General features: G+C 68.8%; 22 protein-coding genes and 1 pseudogene. 12 read left to right on the forward strand and 11 right to left on the reverse strand.

Going from position 1 to position 24,523, the window contains the following annotated elements; genetic code table 11:
* Window positions 1–70: 70 nt before the first annotated feature.
* The gene (locus H8R02_RS17260) at window positions 71–1,048 is read left to right on the forward strand and encodes a Bug family tripartite tricarboxylate transporter substrate binding protein (protein ID WP_187082688.1); all 978 of its coding nucleotides are present in this window, start codon (window positions 71–73) and stop codon (window positions 1,046–1,048) included.
* Between the two features lie 40 nt (window positions 1,049–1,088).
* Window positions 1,089–2,060, forward strand: coding sequence for a Bug family tripartite tricarboxylate transporter substrate binding protein (locus H8R02_RS17265; protein WP_187082689.1), 972 nt, complete (start codon window positions 1,089–1,091; stop codon window positions 2,058–2,060).
* Here H8R02_RS17265 and H8R02_RS17270 read toward each other — a convergent pair whose 3' ends face one another.
* On the reverse strand, window positions 2,061–3,707 hold the full coding sequence (locus H8R02_RS17270; protein ID WP_187082690.1) for an acyl-CoA synthetase: 1,647 nt from the start codon (window positions 3,705–3,707) through the stop codon (window positions 2,061–2,063). It lies immediately after the preceding gene.
* A gap of 38 nt (window positions 3,708–3,745) precedes the next feature.
* Here H8R02_RS17270 and dnaG point away from each other — a divergent pair, with 38 nt between their 5' ends.
* Both dnaG and rpoD read left to right on the forward strand, forming a co-directional pair.
* A complete protein-coding gene (gene dnaG / locus H8R02_RS17275) occupies window positions 3,746–5,578 on the forward strand; it encodes a DNA primase (protein ID WP_187082691.1) in 1,833 nt (610 codons plus the stop codon).
* A 247-nt stretch (window positions 5,579–5,825) separates the two neighbouring features.
* A complete protein-coding gene (gene rpoD, locus H8R02_RS17280) occupies window positions 5,826–8,195 on the forward strand; it encodes an RNA polymerase sigma factor RpoD (protein WP_187082692.1) in 2,370 nt (789 codons plus the stop codon).
* A 25-nt stretch (window positions 8,196–8,220) separates the two neighbouring features.
* Here the strand turns inward: rpoD and H8R02_RS17285 are convergent, their stop codons facing one another.
* The 6 genes from H8R02_RS17285 to H8R02_RS17310 all read right to left on the reverse strand — a co-directional run bounded on the left by H8R02_RS17285 (window position 8,221) and on the right by H8R02_RS17310 (window position 13,038).
* Window positions 8,221–8,667, reverse strand: coding sequence for a DNA-binding protein (locus H8R02_RS17285; RefSeq protein WP_187082693.1), 447 nt, complete (start codon window positions 8,665–8,667; stop codon window positions 8,221–8,223).
* Window positions 8,664–9,248, reverse strand: a complete 585-nt coding sequence (locus H8R02_RS17290; RefSeq protein WP_187082694.1) for a nucleotidyltransferase domain-containing protein — start codon at window positions 9,246–9,248, stop codon at window positions 8,664–8,666. Before H8R02_RS17290 ends, H8R02_RS17285 begins: the two co-directional genes overlap by 4 nt.
* 39 nt (window positions 9,249–9,287) lie before the next feature.
* A complete protein-coding gene (locus H8R02_RS17295) occupies window positions 9,288–9,650 on the reverse strand; it encodes a SnoaL-like domain-containing protein (RefSeq protein ID WP_187082695.1) in 363 nt (120 codons plus the stop codon).
* A gap of 92 nt (window positions 9,651–9,742) precedes the next feature.
* The gene (locus H8R02_RS17300; protein WP_187082696.1) at window positions 9,743–10,846 is read right to left on the reverse strand and encodes a CaiB/BaiF CoA transferase family protein; all 1,104 of its coding nucleotides are present in this window, start codon (window positions 10,844–10,846) and stop codon (window positions 9,743–9,745) included.
* 1 nt (window position 10,847) lies between these two features.
* Window positions 10,848–11,813 (reverse strand): Bug family tripartite tricarboxylate transporter substrate binding protein, encoded by a 966-nt coding sequence (locus H8R02_RS17305; protein ID WP_187082697.1) that lies wholly within the window; start codon window positions 11,811–11,813, stop codon window positions 10,848–10,850.
* A 16-nt stretch (window positions 11,814–11,829) separates the two neighbouring features.
* Window positions 11,830–13,038: a CaiB/BaiF CoA transferase family protein gene (locus H8R02_RS17310; RefSeq protein ID WP_187082698.1), complete on the reverse strand. Its 1,209-nt coding sequence runs from the start codon at window positions 13,036–13,038 to the stop codon at window positions 11,830–11,832.
* Window positions 13,039–13,119: 81 nt separating this feature from the next.
* Here H8R02_RS17310 and H8R02_RS17315 point away from each other — a divergent pair, with 81 nt between their 5' ends.
* On the forward strand, window positions 13,120–14,046 hold the full coding sequence (locus tag H8R02_RS17315; protein ID WP_187082699.1) for a LysR family transcriptional regulator: 927 nt from the start codon (window positions 13,120–13,122) through the stop codon (window positions 14,044–14,046).
* Here H8R02_RS17315 and H8R02_RS17320 read toward each other — a convergent pair.
* Complete coding sequence (locus H8R02_RS17320) at window positions 14,043–15,365, reverse strand: M20/M25/M40 family metallo-hydrolase (RefSeq protein WP_187082700.1); 1,323 nt, start codon at window positions 15,363–15,365, stop codon at window positions 14,043–14,045. The two genes, H8R02_RS17315 and H8R02_RS17320, sit on opposite strands and share 4 nt — an antisense overlap.
* A gap of 16 nt (window positions 15,366–15,381) precedes the next feature.
* Window positions 15,382–15,879 (reverse strand): hypothetical protein, encoded by a 498-nt coding sequence (locus tag H8R02_RS17325; RefSeq protein WP_187082701.1) that lies wholly within the window; start codon window positions 15,877–15,879, stop codon window positions 15,382–15,384.
* A gap of 65 nt (window positions 15,880–15,944) precedes the next feature.
* Here H8R02_RS17325 and H8R02_RS17330 point away from each other — a divergent pair, with 65 nt between their 5' ends.
* Together H8R02_RS17330 and H8R02_RS17335 are read left to right on the forward strand one after the other, a co-directional pair.
* Complete coding sequence (locus H8R02_RS17330) at window positions 15,945–16,271, forward strand: hypothetical protein (RefSeq protein ID WP_187082702.1); 327 nt, start codon at window positions 15,945–15,947, stop codon at window positions 16,269–16,271.
* A gap of 252 nt (window positions 16,272–16,523) precedes the next feature.
* Window positions 16,524–18,077, forward strand: a complete 1,554-nt coding sequence (locus H8R02_RS17335; RefSeq protein ID WP_187082703.1) for a hypothetical protein — start codon at window positions 16,524–16,526, stop codon at window positions 18,075–18,077.
* Window positions 18,078–18,098: 21 nt separating this feature from the next.
* On the opposite strand, the gene H8R02_RS17340 is transcribed toward H8R02_RS17335, so the two are convergent.
* Window positions 18,099–18,335, reverse strand: coding sequence for a hypothetical protein (locus H8R02_RS17340; RefSeq protein WP_187082704.1), 237 nt, complete (start codon window positions 18,333–18,335; stop codon window positions 18,099–18,101).
* A 104-nt stretch (window positions 18,336–18,439) separates the two neighbouring features.
* Here H8R02_RS17340 and H8R02_RS17345 point away from each other — a divergent pair, with 104 nt between their 5' ends.
* Both H8R02_RS17345 and H8R02_RS17350 read left to right on the forward strand, forming a co-directional pair.
* Window positions 18,440–21,601: an AfsR/SARP family transcriptional regulator gene (locus H8R02_RS17345; protein WP_187082705.1), complete on the forward strand. Its 3,162-nt coding sequence runs from the start codon at window positions 18,440–18,442 to the stop codon at window positions 21,599–21,601.
* Between the two features lie 32 nt (window positions 21,602–21,633).
* On the forward strand, window positions 21,634–22,626 hold the full coding sequence (locus H8R02_RS17350; protein WP_187082706.1) for a Bug family tripartite tricarboxylate transporter substrate binding protein: 993 nt from the start codon (window positions 21,634–21,636) through the stop codon (window positions 22,624–22,626).
* A gap of 7 nt (window positions 22,627–22,633) precedes the next feature.
* Here the strand turns inward: H8R02_RS17350 and H8R02_RS17355 are convergent, their stop codons facing one another.
* Complete coding sequence (locus tag H8R02_RS17355; RefSeq protein ID WP_187082707.1) at window positions 22,634–22,879, reverse strand: hypothetical protein; 246 nt, start codon at window positions 22,877–22,879, stop codon at window positions 22,634–22,636.
* Window positions 22,880–22,949: 70 nt separating this feature from the next.
* On the opposite strand from H8R02_RS17355, the gene H8R02_RS17360 reads away from it, so the two are divergent.
* The 3 genes and pseudogenes from H8R02_RS17360 (at window position 22,950) to H8R02_RS17370 (ending at window position 24,520) form a co-directional block, all read left to right on the forward strand.
* A complete protein-coding gene (locus H8R02_RS17360; protein ID WP_187082708.1) occupies window positions 22,950–23,927 on the forward strand; it encodes a Vgb family protein in 978 nt (325 codons plus the stop codon).
* A gap of 76 nt (window positions 23,928–24,003) precedes the next feature.
* Window positions 24,004–24,195 (forward strand): annotated as a pseudogene (locus H8R02_RS30475) (UDP binding domain-containing protein); the annotation flags it as partial.
* 121 nt (window positions 24,196–24,316) lie between these two features.
* Window positions 24,317–24,520 carry a hypothetical protein gene (locus H8R02_RS17370; RefSeq protein WP_187082710.1) on the forward strand — a complete coding sequence of 68 codons (204 nt, stop codon included), beginning with the start codon at window positions 24,317–24,319 and terminating at the stop codon, window positions 24,518–24,520.
* The last annotated feature ends 3 nt before the right edge of the window (window positions 24,521–24,523 follow it).

A 24,523-nucleotide genomic window follows, 5' to 3' on the forward strand; every position in this document is an offset into this window, starting at 1 on the left:
GGGAAAGTATGCATGCCCGGCCGGGCACGCGGGGCCAAGAATCACTGCGCTGTAACAAGGAGACCCTCGAATGCTTCCTCGCCCGGACCGGCGCCGCGTCATGCGCGCGGCGCTCGCCACCTCTGCCGTTGTCGCGTTGCCGTCGCTCGCGCAATCCGGCTACCCCAACCGCCCCATCCGGATGATCTGCCCCTGGCCTGCCGGTGGCTCCACCGATGCGGTGATGCGCTCGTACTGCGAGAGCGCATCGAAGATTCTCGGCCAGAGCATCGTCATCGACAACAAGCCCGGCGCCGGCGGCATGCTCGGTGCCAACGAGCTTGTCAATGCACGGCCCGATGGCTACACGCTGAGCCAGCTGCCGCACGGCGTGTTCCGCATCCCGCACATGCAGAAGGTGCAGTTCAACACCTTGCAGGACTTCACGTGGATCATCTGCCTGACCGGCTACACGTTCGGCCTGGTCGTGCCCGCCGACTCGCCGTTCAAGTCGATCAAGGACCTGGTCGATTACGCGAAGGCCAACCCTGGCAAGGTGACGTACGGCTCCACGGGCGTGGGTACCAGCCCGCACCTTGCCGTCGAAGAGTTCGCGCAGCGCGCCGGCATCCAGCTGAACCACGTGCCGTTCAAGGGAAACGCGGAGAACATGCAGGCCATCCTGGGCGGCCACATCATGGCCGCGAGCGATGCGACGGGCTGGGGCCCGCACGTCGAGTCCGGCAAGCTGCGCCTGCTGGCCACGTACGGCAGCAAGCGCACCAAGCGCTGGCCCACCGTGCCGACGCTCGACGAGCTGGGCTACAAGACCGTGTCCGATTCTCCCTTCGGCGTGTGCGGGCCCAAGGGCATGGACCCCGCGGTCGTCAAGACGATCCACGACGCGTTCAGGAAGACGCTCGACGACCCCGCGGTGATGGCCACCTTCGAGAAGTACGACCAGACCGTGATCTACATGGACACGCCGACGTACACGAAGTGGGCGCGCGAGACTTTCGCGGCGGAGAAGGCGACCATCGAGCGGCTGGGGCTCGCCAGCAAAGGCTGAGCAGGCGTAGCATGGCCTCCTCTCTCACGAGGAGGCGACCATGGGACTCGTCACGCGCCGACGCGTGTTGGCCGGCGGCATCGCATCGGCCATCGCGCTGCCCTCGATCGGGTTCGCGCAAGCCTTTCCCGCGCGGCCCATCCGCCTGATCTGTCCGTGGCCGCCGGGCGGCTCCACCGATGCCGTCATGCGTTCGCTGGCGGAGAGCGCAGGGAAGGCGCTGGGCGGACAGTTCGTGGTGGAGAACAAGCCGGGCGCGGGCGGCATGCTCGGGCCGAACGAGCTCGTGACGGCGAAGCCCGACGGCTACACCCTGTCGCAGCTGACGATCGGCATCGCACGGTTCCCACACATGCAGCGAATGCAGTTCGACCCGCTGAAGGACTTCACGTTCATCGCCTGCCTCACCGGCTACACGTTCGGCTTGGTGGTCCGGGCGGACTCACCAGTGAAGACGATCCCCGAGTTGGTGGCCTGGTGCAAAGCCAACCCCGGGCAGTTCACGTTCGGCTCGCCGGGCAACGGCACGACGCCGCACCTGGCCGTGGAAGAGTTCGCCTTCAAGGCCGGCATCAAGATGCAGCACGTGCCGTTCAAGGGCGTGGCCGAAGGCATGCAGGCACTGCTTGGCGGCCACATCATGTCCCACAGCGACTCCACGGGCTGGGGTTCGCATGTCGAAGCGGGCACGATGCGCCTGCTGGCCACATACGGCAGCAAACGCACGAAGCGCTGGCCGAACATACCGACGCTTCACGAACTCGGGTTCGAGACGCTGGCCGATTCGCCGTTCGGCATCGGTGGGCCGAAGGGCATGGACTCCGCCATCGTCCGCCGCCTGCACGACGCCTTCCGCAAGACGCTGGACGACCCGGCCGTGCTGGCCACCTTCGAGAAGTACGACCAGTCGGTGATCTACCTGAACAGCGCGGACTTCGAGAAGTTCATCCGCGAGCAGTACGCGAAGGAGAAGGAGATCGTCGAGAAGCTCGGCCTCGCGCTGAAGTCCTGACTAGACATCGATCGCATCCGCCGAGCCGGCTTTCTTGCGCAGCTCGAACTTCTGGATCTTGCCGGTGCTGGTCTTCGGCAGCTCGCCGAACACCACCGCCCTGGGCACCTTGAAGCCCGCGAGGTGCTTCTTGCAGTGCGCCACCACCTCCTCGGGCGTGAGCTTCGAACCCGGCTTGAGCTCGACGAACGCGCAGGGCGTCTCGCCCCACTTCGCATCGGGCTTGGCCACGACAGCCGCTGCAAGCACGTCGGGGTGGCGGTACAGCACGTCCTCGACCTCGATCGACGAGATGTTCTCGCCGCCGGAGATGATGATGTCCTTGCTGCGGTCCTTGATCTTGATGTAGCCGTCGGGGTACTGCACCGCGAGGTCGCCCGTGTGGTACCAGCCGCCGGCGAACGCTTCCTGCGTCGCCTTGGGGTTCTTGAGGTAGCCCTTCATGGTGATGTTGCCGCGGAACATGATCTCGCCCATGGTCTCGCCGTCCATCGGCACGGGCTGCATCGTCTTCGGGTCGATCACGCGCGCGCTGCGCTGCAGGTGGTAGCGCACGCCCTGGCGCGCGTTCAGGCGCGCGCGTTCGCCGATGTCCAGCGCGTCCCACTCCTCGTGCTTCGCGCACGCGGTCGCGGGGCCGTACACCTCGGTGAGGCCGTACACGTGCGTGAGGTCGAAGCCGAGTTTCTCCATGCCTTCGATCAACGATGCCGGGGGCGCCGCGCCCGCCACCATCGCCTTCACGCCGCGCGGCAGGCCCTGCTTCATCTCGTCCGGTGCGTTCACCAGCAGGCCGTGCACGATAGGCGCGCCGCAGTAGTGCGTGACGCCGTGTTCCCTGATCGCGTCGAGGATGGCTTTCGCTTCCACCTTGCGCAGGCAGACATTCACGCCCGCGCGCGCGGCCACGGTCCACGGGAAGCACCAGCCGTTGCAATGGAACATGGGCAGCGTCCACAGGTAGACGGGGTGCTTGGGCATGTCCCACTCGAGGATGTTGGAGATGGCGTTGATGGCCGCGCCGCGGTGGTGGTAGACCACGCCCTTGGGGTTGCCGGTGGTGCCGCTCGTGTAGTTGAGAGCGATGGCGTCCCACTCGTCCGCCGGCAGGTCCCACGCGAAACCGGCGTCGCCCTTCGCGACGAAGTCCTCGTACGTCGTGCTGCCGATGCGCCGCGCCTCGCCGGCGAACAGCGCGTCCTCGGCATCGATCACGAGCAGCGGCGCTTTCGACTCGCGCAGCGCGATCGCCTTTTGCATGACGGGCGCGAACTCGACGTCGACGATCACGGCTTTAGCCTCTCCGTGGTCCAGCATGAACGCGATCGCTTCCGCGTCGAGCCGCGTGTTGAGCGTGTTGAGCACCGCCCTCGCCATCGGGATGCCGAAGTGCGCCTCCACCATCGGCGGCGTGTTGGGCAGCATCACCGCGACCGTGTCGCCCTTGCCGAGCCCCGCCCGTGCGAGCGCGCTCGCGAGCTGCCGGCAGCGCGCGTACGTCTCGGCCCAGGTGCGCCGCAGGTTGCCATGAACGATTGCTGTACGCTGCGGATAGACCTCGGCCGCCCGCTCGATGAACGACAGCGGGGACAGGGGCGCGTGGTTGGCGCCGTTACGCGCCAGGTCCTGGTCGAAAATGCTTGCCATGCCAGCTCTCCTTGATTCTTCGTACGTAGGTTAACCGGGTGGCCATTCCCCAAGCTTTCATCCAGGAGCTCGTCTCCCGGGCCGATGTCGTGGACATTGTCGGCCGCTATGTCCAGCTGAAAAAGGGCGGCGCCAACTACCTCGGCCTGTGCCCGTTTCATGGGGAGAAGTCGCCCTCCTTCACCGTCAGCCCTGCGAAGCAGTTCTATCACTGCTTCGGCTGCGGCAAGAACGGCAACGCCATCGGCTTCCTGATGGACTACGCCGGGATGAATTTCGTGGAGGCCGTGAAGGACCTCGCGGGACAGTACGGCATGCAGGTGCCGGAGGAAGACCGTTCGCCCGCCGACCGCGCCCGGGCCGCCGAGGAGAGGCAGAAGCAGCAAACGCTGACCGACGTGCTCGAGAAAGCCGGCGCGGCCTACCGGAAGCACCTGCGCACTTCGCAACGCGCCATCGGCTACTTCAAGGGCCGCGGCGTGTCCGGCGAGATCGCCAGGATGTACGGCTTGGGCTATGCACCGGAAGGCTGGCGATCGCTCGCGAGCGTGTTCCCCGAGTACGACGATCCGCTGCTCGTGGAAAGCGGCCTGGTCATCGTCAACGAGGAGGACGACAAGCGCTACGACCGGTTCCGCGACCGTGTGATGTTTCCCATCCGCAACGTGAAGGGAGAATGCATCGGTTTCGGCGGCCGCGTACTGGGCGACGACAAACCAAAGTACCTGAATTCGCCGGAAACGCCTGTGTTCAGCAAGGGCCGCGAGCTGTACGGCCTCTTCGAGGCCCGCAACGCTTTGCGCGAGGCCGGCTACGTGCTCGTCACCGAGGGCTACATGGACGTCGTGGCGCTCGCGCAACTCGGGTTCCCCAATGCGGTCGCGACACTGGGCACGGCGTGCACGACGGAGCACGTCCACAAGCTCTTCCGGTTCACCGACACCGTGGTGTTTTCCTTCGATGGCGACGCCGCGGGCCGCCGGGCTGCGCGCAAGGCGCTAGAAGGTGCGTTGCCGTACGCCACGGATGTCCGCACGGTGAAGTTCCTCTTCCTGCCCCCCGAGCACGATCCGGACAGCTTCATTCGCGAGCATGGGCGGGACGCTTTCGCGCGCTACGTCCAGGGCGCCGTGCCGCTGAGCACGTTCCTCGTGGAAGCGACTGCTGAAGACTGCGACCTTTCGACGGCTGAGGGCCGCTCGCGCATGCTGAGCAATGCCGCGCCCTTGTGGAAGCAGATGCCCGATGGCGCGCTGAAACGCCAGTTGCTGAGCCAGTTCTCGGAGCGCTCCCAGCTTGGAGAGCACGAGCTGATGGAGTTCTGGGGGATCGCGACGGCGTCGAAGGCGCGCCCGGCCCGGCGTGGCGGCGAGTACCAGAAGCGCGCTTACGGCGCGGGCCATCGGCAGGCGATCAAGCCCAAGTCGGTCGCGCTGGCCGAGCAGATCGCGCGGATCGTGCTGCGCAACACCGAGGCGTGGCACGAGCTGACGGATGACGAACATCACCTCCTGTGCGAACTGCCATCGCCGCACGGCGACCTGTTTTCATGGGTAGACAGCGGCTATCACGAACATGGGGCACAGCCGTGGGCTGCGCTCGAGGTGGGCCTGGCCGACCAGCCTTTCCGCGAGCTGGCGCTGAAACTGGCCGAGCTGGACAACCTTCAGCCTTCGAGCGGCGTTTCGGAGACCGAGGAGATCGGCGTTCCCGAGATGAGGCGCGCTGTTCGGGGCATCCGGCTCGACGCAATTGCAAACGAAATCATTCGTGTCTCGCAGATGCCGGCCTCCGACCCCGGCCGCCACGAGCGCCTTCTGGAGCTGTCCCGGCGCCAGAAGGAATTGCTCGGCAACAACACCGCCTCTTGATTTTCGCGACCAACGATATAATGTAGGGTTTGCTAGCGGCAAGAGCGACAGCAGCACCTCCGGAACGGCCGGCTCGCTACACAAGCGGGCACCCCAAAGTGGGCAAGCCATTCACCCGCAAGGACTGCACACCAAATGTTCGCCCAGACATCTTGCCCTTAGGTGCTCGCCAGCACCGTCCCGCGCCGGGTCGTTCATGGCGCATTGTGTGTTTCTGCCGAGTTCTTTGACTCCGAGGTATTTGTTCATGCCCGCTCAAAAGTCCGCGAAGCTTGCAAAGCCCGCCGCGAAACCTGTTGCCAGGAAGCAGGTCAAACCCACCAGCGCGAAATCGCCCGCCCCGAAGGCCCAGTTGAAGGTCGTGAAGACCGACAGCAAGGCCAAGGCCGCCCCCAAGCCCACCCACACCGCCAAGCCCGTGCCCACGAAGTCCCCTGCCAAGCCCGCCGCCAAGGAAGAAAAGAAAGTCGCCGCCGCCACCGAGGAGGTGGTGAAGAAGAAACCGGGCCGTCCGCCCAAGGCCGCCACGGCCGACGCCGCGGCGCCCGCGACGGGTGCCAAGCGCGGCCGCAAGCCGAAGGCCGCCGAGGCCACCGCAGCCCCGGGCAAGCCCGGCCTCGATGACGAGGACCTGGGCGACGTCGAAGCCGATTTCGTCGACAGCGAGCCCGCGGTCGAAGCGGTCGCCGAGAAGGTCAAGCCGCTGCGCATGAAGATCAGCAAGGCGAAGGAACGCGCCTTGATGAAGGAGTTCGGCCTCGACGAGACCATCCTCACCGAAGAGGAGATGCTCAAGCGCCGCCAGCGCCTGAAGACCCTCATCACGCTCGGCAAGACGCGCGGCTACCTCACGCACGCGGAAATCTCCGACCACCTGCCCGACAAGCTGGTGGACGCCGAGACGATGGAAGCCGTGGTCACGATGCTCAACGACCTGGGCGTGGCGGTGTACGAGCAGACGCCCGACGCCGAGATGCTGCTGCTGAACAACACCACGGCAACGGCGGCAACGACGGAAGAAGCCGAAGAGGAAGCCGAAGCCGCGCTGTCCACCGTCGACAGTGAATTCGGCCGCACCACCGATCCCGTGCGCATGTACATGCGCGAGATGGGCACGGTGGAGCTGCTCACGCGCGAGGGCGAGATCGAGATCGCCAAGCGCATCGAAGGCGGCCTGATGGCGATGATGGAGGCGATCTCCGCCTCGCCCGCCACCATCGCCGAGATCCTGCGCATGGCCGCCGAGATCCGCGAGGGCAAGCTGGTGATCTCGCAGGTGGTCGACGGCTTCTCCAACCCGAACGAGGCCGACGACTACGTGGCCGAGGAAGACTTCGACGAGTTCGACGCCGACGACGACGACGACGGCTCGGGCGGCAGCAAGGCGCTCACGCGCAAGCTCGAGGAGCTGAAGGCCGCCGCGCTCGAGAAGTTCGACAAGATCGCGGTGTACTTCGAGAAGGTGCACAAGGCCTACGACAAGGAAGGCTGGGGCTCGCCCGCCTACACGAAGTGCCAGCACGCCCTCAGCGAAGAGCTGATGACCATCCGCTTCACGGCCAAGACCATCGAGAAGCTGTGCGACATGGTGCGCGGCCAGGTGGACGACGTGCGCAAGAAGGAGCGCGAGCTGCGCCGCATCATCGTGGACAAGTGCGGCATGCCGCAGGAAACCTTCATCAAGGAGTTCCCGCCCAACCTGCTGAACCTGCGCTGGGTGGAGAAGCAGGCCGCCGCCGGCAAGCCGTGGAGCGCGGTGATCCAGCGCAACGTGCCGGCCATCCAGGAGCTGCAGCAGAAGCTGATCGACCTGCAGTCGCAGGTGGTGGTGCCGCTGGCCGAGCTCAAGGAGATCAACAAGCGCATGAACGCGGGCGAGGTGTCGTCGCGCGAAGCCAAGAAGGAGATGATCGAGGCCAACCTGCGCCTGGTGATCTCGATCGCCAAGAAGTACACCAACCGCGGCCTGCAGTTCCTGGACCTCATCCAGGAGGGCAACATCGGCCTGATGAAGGCGGTGGACAAGTTCGAATACCGCCGCGGCTACAAGTTCTCCACGTACGCCACGTGGTGGATCCGCCAGGCCATCACCCGCTCGATCGCCGACCAGGCGCGCACCATCCGCATCCCGGTGCACATGATCGAGACGATCAACAAGATGAACCGCATCAGCCGCCAGCACCTGCAGGAGTTCGGCTTCGAGCCCGATGCGTCCATCCTGGCGGCCAAGATGGAGATCCCCGAGGACAAGATCCGCAAGATCATGAAGATCGCCAAGGAGCCGATCTCCATGGAGACGCCGATCGGCGACGACGACGATTCGCACCTTGGCGATTTCATCGAGGACACCGGCAACACCGCGCCGATCGAAGCCGCCATGCAGGCCGGCCTGCGCGACGTGGTGAAGGACATCCTCGATTCGCTGACGCCGCGCGAGGCGAAGGTGCTGCGCATGCGCTTCGGCATCGAGATGTCCACCGACCACACGCTGGAAGAAGTGGGCAAGCAGTTCGACGTCACGCGCGAGCGCATCCGCCAGATCGAGGCGAAGGCGCTTCGCAAGCTGAAGCACCCGAGCCGCAGCGACAAGCTGCGGTCGTTCATCGACACGCTGTAATGAGAAGCGGCCCTCGGGCCGCTTTTTACTTTGGCGCCAGGTCGGGACGGTGGCGCTGCAGCCAGTCCTTGATCCGTGTCTGAAGAGCCTGCGCGTGATCGACGCAAGCGCGCACCGCTGCCGGTTCGATCAACTCGCCCGAGTAATCACTCTGGTTCCGCTTCTTCCGCAGCGTGTCCAGGACGACCCACATCTCTTTCTCGACACCCAAGGTGAGCGGCAGCGACTGAATCATCGTCTGATGGTGGCCCGGCATCGTTGTGGACGGCCGATAACCATTCGCCAGCAATGCGACCATCGCGCACTGCATGATGCACTTGTACGCGAGATCGAATCGGGAGGCGTCGCTCAGGCGCTCGTTCATGGCGTCCGTGAGGCTGCCGCTCGCGGCGCCGAGCAACCGTGCAACCTCCTGCGGGCTCGTCGTGTGGTGCTGCAGCTGCTTGATCTTGACCAGGTTCTCGAGGCTCACCGCGCGACCGCCTTTTCATCGCCGACGAGCCACAGTTTCGGGGCTTTCCATACCTGCGCGACGAAGCCATCCCGCTGTTTCAGCTTCCTCTCGAATTCACTGCGGGTCAGCACGGTGGGATTGATGTCACGGCGCAGGGTGGGTTGCGCAGCCGAAAGCGCGATGACGGCATCCGCGAACTCGAGATCGCCAACGATCATCACGTCCACATCGCTGTGTGCATGTTCCGACCCGCGAGCGATCGACCCGTAGACGAACGCAAATTCGATGCTCCTTGAAACTGGAGTGAGGGCGTCGCGCAGGACGTCGACCACGCCGGCCGTCTTGCGCAGCAACCCCGCCAGCTCCGGAAAGATCGGGGACTCCACGTTGGCGCGGTAGTGGACCTGCCGCCCTACTTCGTGCCGCAGCAACAGGCCGAGGTCCGCCATCGCTCGCAGGTCGCGGTGCAGCGACCCGGGCGAGGCGCCGGTCAGCCGCGCCAGCTCGCGCACGTGCAGTGACGATTCAGGGTGAAGCAACAAGGCTGCGAGCACCGAAGAGCGGGTCTGGCCAAGCAGGAAAGCCGCAGTCGAAGGCATGAAGCAATTTTAGCTTCATTTGAAGCAATTATGAGAACACTAGTAGAAGAACCGCTCCTCCACCACCTTCCCGTCCTTGACTGTGTAGAGCCCCACCTCCGTCATCTGCATCCGCTTGCCCGCCATCTCGCCGTTCTTCGGCGTGACGTCGATCTTGAACTGCAGGGCGAACTGGTCGCCGTTGACATAAGGGCCTTCGGTCTCGAACGAGTGGACGTCGTGGTTGGCGTACCACCACTCGCCCTTCGCCTGCACTTCCTTCAGGCCGTTGCAGCGGGCCATCGGGCCGTCCATGGCCTCGATCGACACGACCTTGTCGGACCAGAAGCGCGCGCCGGCCTCGTCGGCCTTGCCTTCCTTGCACAAGCGGGTGAATTCGGCGGCGACGGTGCGGGTGTCCATGGCAATCCTCCTGGGTTGGGTTCGGGGAGCCGAGAGCTTGCGCCTGCGGCCGCGTGGCCGCAAGGGCTGCACCACCAAACCTGTCAGGAGACCTAACCGTCCAACCAGCGCTGCGCGCGCGCCTCGCCCGACTCGACGGGAACGCCCGGCGGCGACTGGATCGCACCCGGCGTTCGCGAGAACCGCGGCGCCACAGCGGGCTGCAGCACGCCGCCGAGCTCGACCATGTTGCGGCGCGCGACGTTGTGCGGATGCGCCGCCGCCTCGGTGAGGCCCAGCACCGGCGCGAAGCACGCATCGGTGCCTTCGAGCAGCTCGCACCACTGCTCGCGCGTGCGCGTGAGGAAGAGCGCGCGCAAATCTTCCGCGCTCGCGCGCTCGCCGCCACGCTCCGGCGCAGGCAGCCCCATGCGAGCGCACAGGTCGTCGTAGAACTGCGGCTCGATCGCGCCGATCGAGATGTACTTGCCGTCCGCGGTCTCGTAGGTGTCGTACCAGGCCGCGCCGCCGTCGAGCAGGTTCGCGCCGCGCTCGTCGCGCCACGCACCCGCCGCCAGCCGGCCGTAGACCATGCCCATCAGCGAGAGCGTACCGTCGACGATCGCGGCATCCACCACCTGCCCATGCCCCGAAGCGCGCGCTTCCAGCAGCGCACTGACGATCCCGAAGGCAAGGTACAGGGCACCGCCACCGAAGTCGCCGATGAGGTTCAGCGGAACGACGGGCTTGCCCTCGCGCGGCCCGATCGCATGCAGCGCGCCGGTGAGCGCGATGTAGTTGATGTCGTGTCCCGCGCTGTGCGCGAGCGGCCCGTCCTGGCCCCAGCCCGTCATGCGCCCGTACACCAGCGCGGGATTGCGAGCCAGGCATTCATCCGGCCCCAGGCCAAGCCGCTCCATCACACCCGGGCGGAAACCTTCGACGAGCACGTGCGCGTTCGCCGCGAGCGAAAGCACCCGGTCCCGATCCGCCGTCTGCTTCAGGTCCGCGTGCAGCGTGGCGCGGCCACGCAGCGTCACGTTGGTGGTGTCGGGCCCGCGATGTGCTGCCTGCACCTGTTTCGCAGGCGGCCGATCGATCCGCAGCACGTCCGCGCCGAGGTCCGACAGCAGCATGCAGGCGAACGGCCCCGGCCCGATGCCGGCCATCTCCAGCACGCGCACGCCCGCGAGCGGCCCGCTTGCCTTCGAGGCCATCTCAGTCAACCCGCACGCCGCTCGCGCGCACGATGCGGCCCCAGCGCACGTACTCCGTCTTCAGCAGACCGCCGAACTCCGCCACGCTGCCCGGCCGCGGCAACGCGCCGATGCCCACGAGCTTCTGCACGAAGTCCGGCGACTTCAGCGTGCGCTGCACGGCTGCGTTGACGCGCTCGCGAAGCGGCGCGGGTGTGCCCGCCGGCGCCGAGAGCCCGATCCACGCGACGGCTTCGAAACCCGGGTAGCCCAGCTCCGCGATCGTCGGCACGTCCGCAAGTGTCGGGATGCGCTTGGGCGTCCCCACGGCCAGCATGCGCAGGCGGCCCGACTGCACGAGCGGCAAGGTGACTGCGATCGTGTCGAGCCCCACCTGCACCATGCCGCCCACGAGGTCCGTCATCGCCTTGCCGCTGCCCTGGTACGGCACGTGCAGCATGCGCACGCCCGCGCGCCGCTTGAAGTCCTCCATCAGCAGGTGCGACAGCGTGCCGTTGCCCGACGACGGATGCGAGAGTTTGTCCGGGTTCTGCTTCACGTACGCCACCAGCTCGGGCAGCGTCTTCGCGGGCACCGAAGGATTCACCACGAGCGCGAGCGGCAGGTCGGCCACCGTGCCCACGGGGTCCAGGTCCTTCAGCGTCTGGTAAGGCACGTTGTTGTACAGGTGCGGGTTGACGCAGTAGCCGGCCAGCGCGGAGAGCGTCATCACGGTACCGTCCGGCGGCGACTTGGCGACCACGCCCAGCACGACGCTGCCGCCCTGCCCCGGCCGGTTCTCCACGATCACCGGTTGCTCCAGCGCGCCCGTGAGGCGCTCGGCGAGCATGCGCGCGACGATGTCGGTCGCCTGCCCGGCCGGGAAGCCCACCAGGATCTTCAAGGTCTTCGACGGGTCCTGCGCGCGCACGCCAGGCAGTGCGATGCACGCAGCGGCGGCCACGAGGCTGCGGCGTGTCAATTCCATGCTTGTCTCCTTCGGTTCAGATCACGCGCTGCTCGCGCAGCCGCTGCAGTTCGCCGGCGTCGACGCCCAGCGCGCCGTACACCTCTTCATTGTGTTCGCCATGAGCGGGGCCGGCGTGCCGCACCGCGCAAGGCGTGGCGGAGAAGCGCGGCACCACGCATTGCATGCGCACGGCGCCCAGCTCGCTGTCGGGCACGCTCACGAGCGCTTCGCGCGCGCGGAACTGCGGGTCGGCAAAGATGTCGGCCGCGTCGTAGATCGGCGAGAAGCCGACTTCATGCGCGTCGAGCCGGGCGCGCAGTTCGTCAAGGTCGAGCTGCCCGATCGCCTCGCCGATGATGAGGTCGAGCGCATCGCGGTTCTTCACGCGCTGTGCGTTGGTTTCGAAGCGCGCGTCGCCGGGGAGTTCCCCGAGGTCGAGCGCGACGCAGAGCCGCTCGAAGATACTTTGCGTGGACGCGGCGATGGACGCGTGGCGCCCGTCGCGGGTCGCATAGATATTGCCGGGCGCCGCGTACTGGCTGCGGTTGCCCGAGCGCGTGCGCACCGCGCCCAGCTGGTCGTATTCGATGGGCAGGAATTCGAGCGTGCGCAGCATCGCCTCCGTGATCGAGCAATCGATCTCCTGCCCACGCGCCGCGGGATCGCTGCGCAGCTTGAGCAGCGCAGACAGGATGCCGACCGCGCCGAACAGCCCGCCCACCGCGTCGGCGATGGGGTAGCCCATGTGCACCGGCATGCGCCCTTCCTCGCCGCAGATCTGCGTGAAGCCGCTCATGGCCTCGAACACGCGCGCGAAGCCGGGCCGGTCGCGATACGGCCCCGTCTGGCCGAAGCCCGTCATGCGCAGGATGGTCAGGCGGGGGTTGATCGAATGCAGCCACTCGGCGCTGATGCCCCAGCGGTCCAGGGTGCCTGGGCGGAAGTTCTCCACGAGCACGTCGGCGCCCGCGACCATCTCGCCCAGCAACTCGCGGCCACGGGGCTGGCGCAGGTCCAGCGTCACGCCTTTCTTGCCGCGGTTCGTCACCTTCCACCACAGCGGCACGCCGTCCTTGTGCGGCGCCAGCGCCCGCAGCGCGTCGCCGCCCTGGGGCATCTCCACTTTCACGACGTCAGCGCCGTAGTCGGCCAGCAGTGCGGCGGCGAAGGGCGCGGCCACCACGGTGGAGATGTCGATCACGCGCAGCCCGGCGAGCGGACCGGTAGAAGTAGGCAATGTCATGGGCCGCAGGTTAGCCCCGCCTGCGCTATGCTGGAAGCCGAAAACCGGTAAAGCAGGTTTCCGCCGAACGCAAACCACGCCATGGACCTCCACGCCCACCTGGCCGCCTTCTGCAGCGTCGCCGAGCATGGCAGCCTCACGCGCAGTGCCGCCGCGCTCGGCGTCGCCACCTCGGCGCTCAGCCGCCAGCTCGCCGCGCTGGAGCACGAGGCGCAGGCGCGCCTGTTCCACCGCACCGGGCGCGGCGTGGTGCTCACCGATCTCGGCCGGCGCGTGCTGCCGCGCGCGAAGTCGCTGCTCGCCGAAGCCGATGCACTGATGGCCGAGCTTCGCGGCGAGTACGCCAGCCCCTCAGGAACCGTCGACATCGGCGTGGTCCCCGCCGTGCGCCCGCTCGTCGCGCAACTGTGCGCGCGGCTGCAGAAGGAATACCCGCGCATCCGCCTGCGCGCGCACGAAGGCTTCAGCGGCCAGGTGGAGGAGTGGGTGACGGCGGGCCGCCTCGACTTCGGCCTGTTCAACCGCTATGGCCGCGGCTCGGTGCGCGGCGCGGATGCGTTGCTGCGCTCGCCGATGGTGGTGGTGGGCCGCAAGGGCCTGCCCGTCCTCAAGGCGAAGGAGGTTTCGTTCCGCCAGCTCGCTGATGTGCCGATGGCCATCCCGATCCGCCCCAATGCCCTGCTCGCCGCGATCGAAGCCGCGGCGCAGAGGTACAAGCTGGAAATGAAGTTCGTCTTCGAGAGCGGCTCGGAGGCGATCATCATGGACTCCATCGCCAACGCCGGCCTGTGCACCGTGGTGCCGCAGCACGTGGCCGTGCGCGACTACGGCGCAGCGCGCTTCTCCTGGGCCACGCTCGTCGAACCGCGCATGACGCAGGTGACGTGGATGGCGCAGACCAACGCGCGACCCGTCACGCCCGCGAGCCGCATCGTGGCGCAACTCGCGCGCGAACTGGCTCCCGCGCTCGCGTCAGCGGAAACGGGCCAGTCGCGTCTGGGCCGTTAGCGTTTCGGCAGCAGGGGCTGGCTCACGCCCTCCACGCCCACGAGCCCCAGGATCGTCAGCAACTCGCTCTGCGGTCCCAGCCACGCATTCACCGGCGAGTACCACTCGCCGGGCCCGTGCGAGCCGCCGCCCACGCCGCCGCTGCCCAGCGTGAGCGCGGGGATGCCGAGGCTGATCGGCAGGTTGGAGTCGGTGCTCGACGCCGTGACGCTCCTGGCCTCCGCGCCCACGAGCGTCAACGCCTTGCGCGCGGCGTGCAGCATCGCCGAATCCGGCGAGCCGTCGCCGGCCGGGCGGTCACCCACCAGCTTGAACTCGACCTTGATCACGTCCTTCTGGTTCCAGCGCGCGTTCTCCTCGTCGGCCGCGTCGCGCGCGAGCTTGAGGATCTGCTCTTCCAGCTTCTTCAGCTCCACGGCGCTGTTGGAGCGCATGTCCAGGCCGATCTCGGCATCGGCCGCGATGGCATTCACCGACGTGCCGCCCTTCACGGTGCCCACCGTGAACGTCGTCTTCGGATTCGCCGGCGTGCGCACCTCGCTGATCTTCGCGAGCGCGCGGCCCATCGCATGCGTCGCGGACGGCAGCCCGAAAGCGCCGAAGCTGTGCCCGCCCGGCCCCGTGTAGATGATGCGGAAGCGCCGGCTGCCCGTCGCCGCGTTCACCACGCGCGTGATGTCCTGCCCGTCGAAGGAGATGAAGCCGTCGATGTTGCGGTGCTCGCGGAAGAACGCCTTCACGCCGCGCAGGTCGCCCAGCTCCTCTTCGCCCACCGTGCCCATGAACACGATGTCGCCCACCGTGCGCATCTTCGAGTCGTTCAGCGCGCGCACGATCGACAGCAGCGACGCGAGCCCGCGGCCGTCGTCGCCGATGCCGGGTGCGTAGTACTTGTTGTCGCGCACTTTCACCTTCACGTCCGTGCCTTCCGGGAACACGGTATCGAGGTGCGCGGACACCACGAGCGTCGGGCCGCGGCCGCTGCCCTTACGCGTAGCGACCACGTTGCCTTCGCCATCGATGCGCGCATCGGCCAGCCCCAGCGCCTTCATGCGCTTGAGGTACTCGGCGGCGCGCACGGCTTCCTTGAAGGGCGGCGCAGGGATTTCGGTCAGCTCGACCTGCTCCTTGAGCGTGTGCTCGTCGTCGGCCTTCAGGAAGTCCAGTGCCTTCTTCACGGCCGGGTTCGCGGCAAGCTGCGAATAGGCGCTCTCGGTGGCGGCGTTGATCGGCGGCAGGCTGGCCGCCTGCGCGAACACGTTGCCGGCCAGGCACAGGGCACACGCGAGCACGCTAGCGCGCAGGGTGGGGAACTTCATGCTTCTCCTCGGGTTGTCAATTCAGGGTGGCGGGCTCGGCCTCGCCCAGGCGGAAGAACATGCCGCCCGCGTCGTTGGCCAGCAGCTCGAAGCGGCCGCGCACGACCACGGGCTCGAGCGAGTAACGCACCGGCACGCGGGCGATCACTTCCACCATCGCTTCGGGCCCTGCGGTCAGGCAGAACGGGCAGGTCGGCGACCAGGCCGACAGCAGGAATCGGCCGTGCCGCTCGCCCGCCTCCAGCGGCAGGATGTAGCCCTGCAGCTTGACCACCTTGCCGTCGTACGCACGCAGCTGGGCGGAGAAGTCGGGGCCGAGGCGACCTGCGATCTTGCGGATCGCCGTCTTCGACATGACCGACCACGGCACCGCACCGGCCGCATCCGGCAGCATGCTCGTCATCGGGTCGTGCGGCGCGGTTTGCGCCGACGCAACGACGGCGCCTGTCAGCGCAAAGGCCACAGCCAGAACCAAGGTGTACATCGTGGCGCGCAGCGCCCCACCGTTCATCATCCCGCGAGTTTAGTGCCCGCACGCGGGCCGCCGTTTCGCGCTACGCTTTTCGCGGGAGTTGCGGCATGGAACAGCGCCTCAGGTTCGGCCTCTTGATCGCGGGCCCGCTCATGGCGGCGGCCATCGCCTGCATGGACGGCGTGCGTGCGCCGGCCGAGCGGGTCGCCGCCGCGCCGGGCGCGCTCGAACACTGCCGCCGCGCCGCCGAACTGCTCTACGACGTGACATGGGCCGTCGCGTGCGCCGCGCGCAAGTCCGACGACACCATCGACTGCACGCTGCCCGACGACGACGCCGCGCGCGTCAATGCCGTGCTGCAGGCCGAAGAGTCGCGCTGCCTCGCGACCGAGGCGTACGCGAGCCGCGTGCGCGACGCCTACATGAAGCGGTAGGCGAACTGCGGGAAGCCGCCGCCAACGGCCTTGGCGCTGCCGTTGCGCAGGGACGAAACGGCGGGCATGGCCGCGCCGCAGGGGGTGCCGCCTGGAAGCTGCTGAACGAAGCGTGGCGCCAGACGCCGGCATGAGGAACGAAGTCGTGCCCGTCGTGACGAATTCGCCTGCGGGTCGGGACTGGCGCGCCGCACCAGGCGCCCCGCGGAGCTCCACATGGACGGAAAATCGACGACACTTTTGCGCCCTCAGATGCAGGGGGTCATTGCGCCTGCATCCATTGCAGGCGCCAACGCGGCCGCGTCGCAGGATGCGACGGCAAAGGCCAGGAGCCTGCTGCAGGAGGGCCTGGGCCACACCGGGTACGACCCCCAGCTGGTAGCGGACACGGTCGACAGGTTCATCGGTTGCGTCCAGGGCGCGACGCTCGACCTCACGCCATTCGGCAACCCCACGGGCAAGATGGATGACGCCGCAGCCATCGTGGACGCCTTGATGGACTGCGACGCGTTCGACGAGGCGATGGGGATTCTGGCCCAGGCCAATGGCCATCCGGTCACCACGCTCCATTTGCCCCTCCGTGACTTTGGCATCCCTGCCATCCCGATGTTCTGGCCCCGGCAGGGTTCGATGCCGGCGCTGACCCGCATCCGGGTGCCCGGTTGGCTGGAGCAGCCGAGTCGCCGCGCACGGGGTGAGGCCGTACTGCATCTTGCATTTCCCGACATGCTGGACCCCGTGCCCGGCGTCAACGTGGAGGTGGTTACGCGCGGTGCGGACCACCCCCTCGGCATCCAACGGCCGCCGGGCATGAACGTCATCTCGACTCGCCTGGACCGGCCTGCACGCTTCCGCGCCCTGGTGTTTGAATGGCATGAAGGCAAGCCGGTGCACCAGCCCTTGCGCGACCCCTTCTCCGTGCTCCTCCACGATGCGGGTTTCGAGCAGGCATTCGCCATGCTGATGGACCCGGAATTCGGCCCCGACGACGCCGCGGCCAAGGAGCTGCTCACGGCCTGCATGGCGGCGGCGGGCGGCGCGCCGCCGAGTGCGCAGGCCATGGGGGTGGCGATCAAGATCCTCGTCAATCGCCTGGTGCCACTGCCCGAAAACGCAGGCACGCTGGTGCAGGCGCTCATCAGGCTGGGACGCCACGACCTCGAGTTGATGTTCAGTGCCCTCCATCTCCTGCGCCTGATGGAGCCGGCTGCCGCCCACGCACACGCCATGGAACTGTGCGACGAGTGCCTCGACGTCACGAACGCGAACGTCGCGGGCAACCTGAGGATCGTGCGCGCCGTGATCGACTCGGGCGTGCTCGCAGGCGAGCAGCGCGGCTACGCAAAGAAGTTGCTCGGCACGCTGCGGTTCATGGACGAGTGGGACGAGGCCGCCTCACTTGTGATGGCGCATTTCGATTGCGACGTCGACCGCGGCGCCGCGCTGCTGGTCACCCGCCTGTCGCGGGGCGACCTTGCGGCCGCTGTGCCGCAGGTGCTCGACCTCATCGACAAGGAACTCTTCGGCCCGAACAGGACGCAGGGCATCGCCGCCCTGCAGGCGAGACTTCAACGCACGCCCCAGGCGCAGGCCGCCTGGAAGCTGTTGAAGGAAACGTATGCGTGCCGGCTGGTGGAGCACGAGTGCGCCAAGCTGCCCACGCCGATCACCGTCACTCGCAACGGGACCGATGTCGTCCTGACCGGTTCGCTCGACGCCGAAGTGGCGCGCCAGACGGCGTATCTCTGTACCGCGTACCTCGAGGGTTCGGGGCTCCGGCTCGAGAACAGGCTCGCGCCGGCCTGATGAACCGAATCGAAGCCGGCGTCACGAACTCGCCTGCGGGTCGGTGCTGGCGCGCCGCGCCAGCCGCCCCGCGGAGCTCCAAATGGATACGAAATCGACGACACGTTCGGTCATTGCCCCTGGATCGAGCGCGGGGCCCAACCCCGCCGCGCCGGAAGATGCGAAGGCAAAGGCCAAGGGCCTGCTGACGAAATTCTGGTATTGCGACCCGGGCAAGCACGGCCAACGGGCGATATCGGAGGCGATCGACAAGTTCATCGGTTGTGTCCACGGGCCGACGCTGGACCTCACCCCATTCAGGACTGATCCACTGGCGGCCGGGAGCGAAGCGGCGCAGAATGCGCTGCACGCCGACCGCATCCATGGCCCTGCCCGCCAAGCTCGTGCCACCCCGCCTCGCGCGCCAGGTGGTCGCGCGCGAACGGCTTCATGCGCGGCTCGACCAGGCCGTGGCCGCCGGCGCGGTGTGGCTCGGCGCGCCGGCGGGCAGCGGCAAGACGACGCTCGCGGCCGGCTGGGCCGCGGCGCGGCGCGCGCCGCTGCTCTGGTACGAAATCGACGAGACCGACGCGGACGCGGGGGGTTTCCTGCACCTGCTGCGCGAGGCCGTCGCGGCCCGCGCGCGGCGCAGCCGGCAGCTGCCGGGCTTCAGCGCCACCGACACGCGCCAGCCCCTCGGCGGCGCGGTGCGTGCGTTCGTGCGCCGGCTCTGCGCCCACCTGCCGCAGGGCGCCGTGCTCGTGCTGGACAACACCGAACGGCTGCCGCCGGGTTGCGAAGGCGAGCTGGTGCTCGACGCGCTTCTGGCCGAATGCCGCGGCGCGGCGGCCGTCATGGTCCTCAGCCGCCAGCCGCTGCCCGAGCGGCTCGCGCGCGCCCGGCTCGATGAACGCATCGCGGTGCCCGCGCCCGAGGAGTTGCGGCTCACGGCCACTGAAACCCGCGAGTTGCTGGAGAAGCGCCACCCGCGCGCGGCGGCGGCCGCACCGCAGTTGCACGCAGCGGCCGAGGGCTGGTGCGCGGGCGTGCGGCTGCTGGCTGAAACCTATGTGCCCGGCCAGCCGCTGCCGCCGCGCAATGCGCTGTTCGATTACATCGCGGCGGAACTGCTGGGCGCGCTGCCGCGCGAGCGGCGCGAGCTGCTCACGCTCATGGCCCTGCTGCCCGTGGCCTCGCCGCAGGTGGCCGTGGCGGTGACCGGCCGCGACGACTCGGCGGCGGTGCTGGAGGAGCTCGCGCGCAGCGCCTTCTTCACCTTCCGCTTGCCCGGTGCACAGCCGCTTTACCGCCTGCATCCACTGCTCAAGGAATTCCTGCTGCGCGAGGAAGCACGCAGCAGCGGCGCCGCTTCGCGCGTCGCGGTGCGCCGCCGCGTGGCGCGGGCACTTGCCGGCAACGGCGAAGCCGTCGCTGCCGTGCCGCTGTGGATCGAGCTGCAGGACTGGGACGCGATCGCGCGGCTGCTCGATGAAACCGGCTCCGCGCTGCTGCGGCAGTCGCGCCACCGCACGGTGCTGGAATGGACCGATGCCATGCCGCCATCGTGGATCGCCGGGCGGCCGCTCGTGGCGCTGTGGCGCGCCCGTGCATGGGTGGGCCGCGACCCGCTGCGAGCGCTGGGCGAACTGCAGGCCCTGTGGCCCGCGCTGGAAGCGCAGGCGCCGCTGCCCACGCTGGTGGACGCGTGGCAGGCCGTCGCTTCGTGTCACATCACCGGCGGGCGTCTCTTCGATGCCTGGGGGCCGGCCACCGAGCGGCTGCTGGCGCGGCTCGAAGGTGCGCAGCACGCGACGTTGCTGCGCTGGATGCTGGCCGCCACTTACAGCGCGTTCGCGCGCAACAGCCCGCCCGAGTGGGACCATGCGGAGCAAGCCGCGATCGACCTGGTGTGCGACACGTCCGTCGGCATCGACATGCGCCTGGCGCTGGGGTGCCGCATGCGCGGCGGGCCGGCGCTGTGGCGCGAAGGCGCGCAGCCGCTGCCGCCGCAGGTGGTGCGCAGCCTGCGCGCCGCCGCGCTGGCCGAGGGCGCCGCCGTGGTGCCGCGCCTGTCCTGGATGTGGTCCGACGTCGTGGTGCTCACGTGGTGCGGCGATGCGCACGAGCTCGAGGAAACGCGGCAACTGCTCGCCACGGCAGCGGCGATCGCGGCGGAGCACGGCGTCACGTACTTCGGCTTCCCGCACACGCTGCCGGTGAACATCGCGATCGCCGAGGGCGACATGCCGGCGGCCGCCCGGCACGCGGCCGCCATCCGCGCGCTGCCGCCACCGGCGGCCGACGCGTCCTTCGAGCGCACGCACCGCGACCACACGCTGGCCTGCTACGAGTTCGCCGCGGGCCGCTTCGGCGCCGCCATCGAACTCGCACGCTCGGCGCTTGCCGCCGCGCGGCACGCGCGCTCGCCGATGGCGGTGGTCAATGCACACTGCGTGCTCTCGCGCGCGCTGGCGGCAGTGGGCGACCCGCTGCAGGCGATGCGCGGCCTGCGCGAGGCGCTGCGCGTCGCGCGCCGGGGCCGCGTGCGGCCGCAACGCATCGGCATCTGGCTCTCGGCGGCCGCGATCCTGCGCGCGGCCGGGCGGCCCGGGGCGGATGCGGCGACGCGAAAGGCGTTTGCGACCATGGCGGCAGCGGGCGTGCTGCGCCCCGTCAACGCCGTGATGCAACCAGCCGAGTTCGCGACCCATTGCGTCGTCGCATGGCGCGCGGGCACGCACCGCGCGTGGGTGCGCCACGTCGTGGCGCAGCGCGGGCTCGCCGCGCCACCGGGGGCCGGCGCCGCCGACTGGCCCTGGCAGGTGGTCGTGCGCACGCTGGGCGCGCTCTCGCTGGAGCGCGCCGGCGAGGACATCGCCTTCGGCCGCAAGCCGCCGCGCAAGGTGCTGGAGCTGCTGCGCTACCTGCTCGTGGCGGGCGAACGCCATGCGCCCGCCGCGCAGGTGGTGGATGCGCTCTGGCCCGAGCTGGAAGGCGACGAGGCGCACCGCGCCTTCCTCACGGCGCTGCACCGCCTGCGCAAGCTGCTCGGCGAGGCCGCGGTGCTGCACCGGGAGGGCCGCGTCGGGCTGGATGCGCGCGTCGTGCACGTGGATCGCGCCACGTTCGAGGACCTGCTCGGGCGAGCGCCTTGCGAGGCCGGGCTGCGCGCGGCGATCGCGCTCTACGGCGGCCCCTTCCTCGGCCCGGAGGCTGACGGCTGGGCCATCACCGTCCGCGACCACCTGCGCGGCCGCTTCATCCGTGCGGTGTGCGACCTCGGTGCAATGCTTGCCGGTCGCGGCGCGCATGCCGACGCGCGGGTCCTGTTCGAGTCCGCGCTGCTGCGCGAACCCGCGGCCGAGGAGCTGTACCAGGGCGCGATCGCCGCCTGCGCGGCGCTCGGCCTGCGCGGCGAAGCGGTGGCCCTGCTGCGGCGGGCGGAGCAGGAGATCGGCCTGGCGTTCGGCGTTGCGGTGTCGCCGCGCACACGGCGCCTCGCGGCCGATGGCGCGAATCCGTTACCGATCGGTGACTTCGGCTGACTAGGCTGGCAGCCGAACCCGAGGAGGTTGCCATGTCCCAGCCCAATGCCCTCATCGCCCGCCGCCGCCTGCTCCTGGGCGCGGCGGCCTTCACGGCCTTGCCTGCGCTGCGTGCGCAGCAGCGCTTCCCGGTCGCGGGCAGGCCGGTGCGGCTCGTCGTGTCCTTCCCGCCCGGCGGCGGCGCCGACGCCGTGGGCCGGCGCATCGCGCCGCTGCTGGCCGAGCGCTGGGGCGTGCCGGTGGTGGTGGAAAACAAGGGCGGCGCCAACCAGCTGATCGCGGCGCAGGACGCCGCGCAGGCCACGCCGGACGGCCACACGCTGCTGCTGGCGACCGAGGCGGTGCTCACCGCCTTGCCGCACCAGCTGGCGAAGCTCGGCTACGAACCCTTCAAGGACCTGCGGCCGGTGGCGCCGATCTTCCGCTCGGGCGTCGTGCTGGTCGTGCACCCGTCGCTGCCTGCACGCAACCTCGCGGAGCTGGCGCAGTACGCCAGGGCGAACAGCGGCAAGCTCAACTACGCCTCGTGGGGCGGCCTCATCTCGGTCGCGTACCCCGCCATGCTCGCACGCCAGTGGCGCGTGGAGATGACGAACGTGCCGTACAAGGGCATCGGCCCGATGCTGCCCGACCTGCTGGAAAACCGCGTGCAGCTCGCGGTGGAGGCCTCGCCGCAGGGCATGGCGCAAATCAAGGCGGGCAAGCTGCGGCCGCTGGCCGTGACGGGCACGACGCGCATGCCCGCGCTGCCCGACGTGCCGACTTTCGCCGAACAGGGCGTGCAGGGCTTCGAGTACAACGGCTCGGTCGGCATCTTCGCGAACGGCCGCGTGCCGGACGACGTCGTGGGCACGATCAACCAGCACGTGTCGGCGGCCGGCGCGGACGCGGGCGTGCGCCAGCTGCTCGAGCAGGCCAACTACGAGCCGTTCCAGGCGCCGCCGGAGCAGTACGCGCAGATGGTGCGCGGTGCGTACGAGATGTGGGGCCCGATCGTGCGGGACTTCGGCCTGCGGCTGGACTGACGGCGCGTCAGAACATCGTTTCCTGGTAGCGGTCGGTCTTGCCGTCGTTGCGCGGCGCGACGAGCCGTACCTCGGGCTGCATCGCTGCCTCGGTCTCGTACTGCTTGCCGCATTCGAGGCAGTCGTAATCGAAGGGCTCGTTGCCCTCGGCGGCGCGCGCCACCAGCACTTCCAGCTTCGCGCCGCAATACGCGCAGGCCTTGTGCAGCGTGGTCTTTTCGAACAGCGTTTCGGAAACCGTCGGATGGGCCATGGCGGGCGTCCCTCCTCGCGGCGAGTATGCGCCACAATGGCGCCGTTTTCCATGCCATGAGGAGAGCGCCATGGGCATCACGAGACGTGACGCGATCGCGGCGGTCGGCGCGGCCGCCCTCGCCCCATTGCCCGCAGCAGCGGCCACCGGCAAGATGCAGTCCTGGAAGCTGGCCACGTCGCGCCGCACCGGCATCCACGACGTGGCGCCCGCGCCCGACGGCGGCGTGTGGTTCAGCGCGCAGGCAAGCGGCCACCTCGGGTGGTTCGAGCCTGCGACGGGGCGCACGGAACTCATTTCCCTCGGCAGCGGCTCGTCGCCGCACGGCGTGATCCAGGGCCCGGACAAGGCGGCCTGGCTCACCGACGGCGGGCAGAACGCGATCGCGCGCGTGAGCTGGCCCGACCGCGCAGTGAAGCTCTACCCGCTGCCCGCCGGCCCCGGCTACGCGAACCTCAACACCTGCGCGTTCGACGGCGACGGCAACCTCTGGTTCACCGGCCAGGGCGGCTACGTCGGCAAGGTGGACGTGAAGGCCGGCCAGGTGGTGGCACGCGAATCGCCGCGCGGCCGCGGGCCCTACGGCATCTGCAGCACGCCCTCGGGTGACGTGTGGTGGTGCTCGCTCGCGGGCTCCTTCATCGCGCACGTCGATCGCCGCACGGGCGAATCCACCATCGTCGAACCGCCCACCAAGGGCCAGGGTGCGCGCCGCGTGTGGAGCGACAGCCAGGGCCGCATCTGGGTCAGCGAGTGGAACAGCGGGCAGCTGTCGATGTACGACCCGAAGGCGCGTTCATGGCGCGCGTGGAAGCCCCCCGGCGAGACGACAAAGGTGTACGCGGTGTACGTGGACGAGCGCGACATCGTGTGGATCAGCGAGTGGGCGAACAACGCGATGTACGCGTTCGACCCGAAGACCGAGAAGTTCGAGCGCTACGCCATGGAGCGCGACAGTACGAACATCCGGCAGATCCTGGGCCGCAAGGGCGAGGTGTGGCTGCCGGAGAGCGGCACGGAACACATCACGGTGATCCGCACGGCCTGAAACCGCCCCACGGCGCGCGCAGCCCTGCCTGGAATCGGCAACGATGTCGATGACCAGGGGGGTTGGATCGCTGCTGCGCACGAAAGCCCTCTGGGGCCGGGCCTTCAAGCCCAACACCGACGACATGCGCGAGGCGGCCAGTCGCGACCTCACCGGCGCGCTCCTGCGCGCCGGCACGCGCATCCTTGCGCACGACCCGGTCGCGCAGGAGCAGGCCGCGCGCGTGCTGGCGGGCGACTTCGCCGATGCGCCGGAACTGCTGCGTAAACGCGGCGCTGCTGCGCGAAGCGGCAAGCCGTTCGTATGAGCCGGAAACCGCGGCGGACGCCTTGCGTATGGTTTAAACGCGCGCGGGGTTCGACCAGACTTCACTCCATCAGGAGACAGCCATGAACCAGTCCACCGCCACCGCCTTCCAGCTCTGCTTCCGCTCGCTGTTCCAGCCCGGCCGGGGCTTCGCCTTCCCGTGCAGCGCCGACGGCCAGGTCAACCTGGACGAGCTGAGCGAGAAGGCCCGCCTGAACTACCTCTTTGCCCGCGCCGTGGTCGGCAAGGACTTCGCCCGTCCGGCCGTGGAGCTGGTGGCCGCTTGAGCG

It is taken from the genome of Ramlibacter albus (assembly GCF_014297445.1).
GTDB lineage: Bacteria > Pseudomonadota > Gammaproteobacteria > Burkholderiales > Burkholderiaceae_C > Ramlibacter > Ramlibacter albus.

Excerpts from the sequence above, each read along its gene's own strand:
- H8R02_RS17260 (WP_187082688.1), top strand. The coding sequence starts at position 71 with ATGCTTCCTCGCCCGGACCGGCGCCGCGTCATGCGCGCGGCGCTCGCC.
- H8R02_RS17265 (WP_187082689.1), top strand. The coding sequence starts at position 1,089 with ATGGGACTCGTCACGCGCCGACGCGTGTTGGCCGGCGGCATCGCATCG.
- H8R02_RS17270 (WP_187082690.1), bottom strand. The coding sequence starts at position 3,707 with ATGGCAAGCATTTTCGACCAGGACCTGGCGCGTAACGGCGCCAACCAC.
- rpoD (WP_187082692.1), top strand. The coding sequence starts at position 5,826 with ATGCCCGCTCAAAAGTCCGCGAAGCTTGCAAAGCCCGCCGCGAAACCT.
- H8R02_RS17290 (WP_187082694.1), bottom strand. The coding sequence starts at position 9,248 with ATGCCTTCGACTGCGGCTTTCCTGCTTGGCCAGACCCGCTCTTCGGTG.
- H8R02_RS17295 (WP_187082695.1), bottom strand. The coding sequence starts at position 9,650 with ATGGACACCCGCACCGTCGCCGCCGAATTCACCCGCTTGTGCAAGGAA.
- H8R02_RS17300 (WP_187082696.1), bottom strand. The coding sequence starts at position 10,846 with ATGGCCTCGAAGGCAAGCGGGCCGCTCGCGGGCGTGCGCGTGCTGGAG.
- H8R02_RS17305 (WP_187082697.1), bottom strand. The coding sequence starts at position 11,813 with ATGGAATTGACACGCCGCAGCCTCGTGGCCGCCGCTGCGTGCATCGCA.
- H8R02_RS17310 (WP_187082698.1), bottom strand. The coding sequence starts at position 13,038 with ATGACATTGCCTACTTCTACCGGTCCGCTCGCCGGGCTGCGCGTGATC.
- H8R02_RS17315 (WP_187082699.1), top strand. The coding sequence starts at position 13,120 with ATGGACCTCCACGCCCACCTGGCCGCCTTCTGCAGCGTCGCCGAGCAT.
- H8R02_RS17320 (WP_187082700.1), bottom strand. The coding sequence starts at position 15,365 with ATGAAGTTCCCCACCCTGCGCGCTAGCGTGCTCGCGTGTGCCCTGTGC.
- H8R02_RS17325 (WP_187082701.1), bottom strand. The coding sequence starts at position 15,879 with ATGATGAACGGTGGGGCGCTGCGCGCCACGATGTACACCTTGGTTCTG.
- H8R02_RS17330 (WP_187082702.1), top strand. The coding sequence starts at position 15,945 with ATGGAACAGCGCCTCAGGTTCGGCCTCTTGATCGCGGGCCCGCTCATG.
- H8R02_RS17335 (WP_187082703.1), top strand. The coding sequence starts at position 16,524 with ATGCAGGGGGTCATTGCGCCTGCATCCATTGCAGGCGCCAACGCGGCC.
- H8R02_RS17340 (WP_187082704.1), bottom strand. The coding sequence starts at position 18,335 with ATGAACTTGTCGATCGCCTCCGATATCGCCCGTTGGCCGTGCTTGCCC.
- H8R02_RS17345 (WP_187082705.1), top strand. The coding sequence starts at position 18,440 with ATGGCCCTGCCCGCCAAGCTCGTGCCACCCCGCCTCGCGCGCCAGGTG.
- H8R02_RS17350 (WP_187082706.1), top strand. The coding sequence starts at position 21,634 with ATGTCCCAGCCCAATGCCCTCATCGCCCGCCGCCGCCTGCTCCTGGGC.
- H8R02_RS17355 (WP_187082707.1), bottom strand. The coding sequence starts at position 22,879 with ATGGCCCATCCGACGGTTTCCGAAACGCTGTTCGAAAAGACCACGCTG.
- H8R02_RS17360 (WP_187082708.1), top strand. The coding sequence starts at position 22,950 with ATGGGCATCACGAGACGTGACGCGATCGCGGCGGTCGGCGCGGCCGCC.
- H8R02_RS17370 (WP_187082710.1), top strand. The coding sequence starts at position 24,317 with ATGAACCAGTCCACCGCCACCGCCTTCCAGCTCTGCTTCCGCTCGCTG.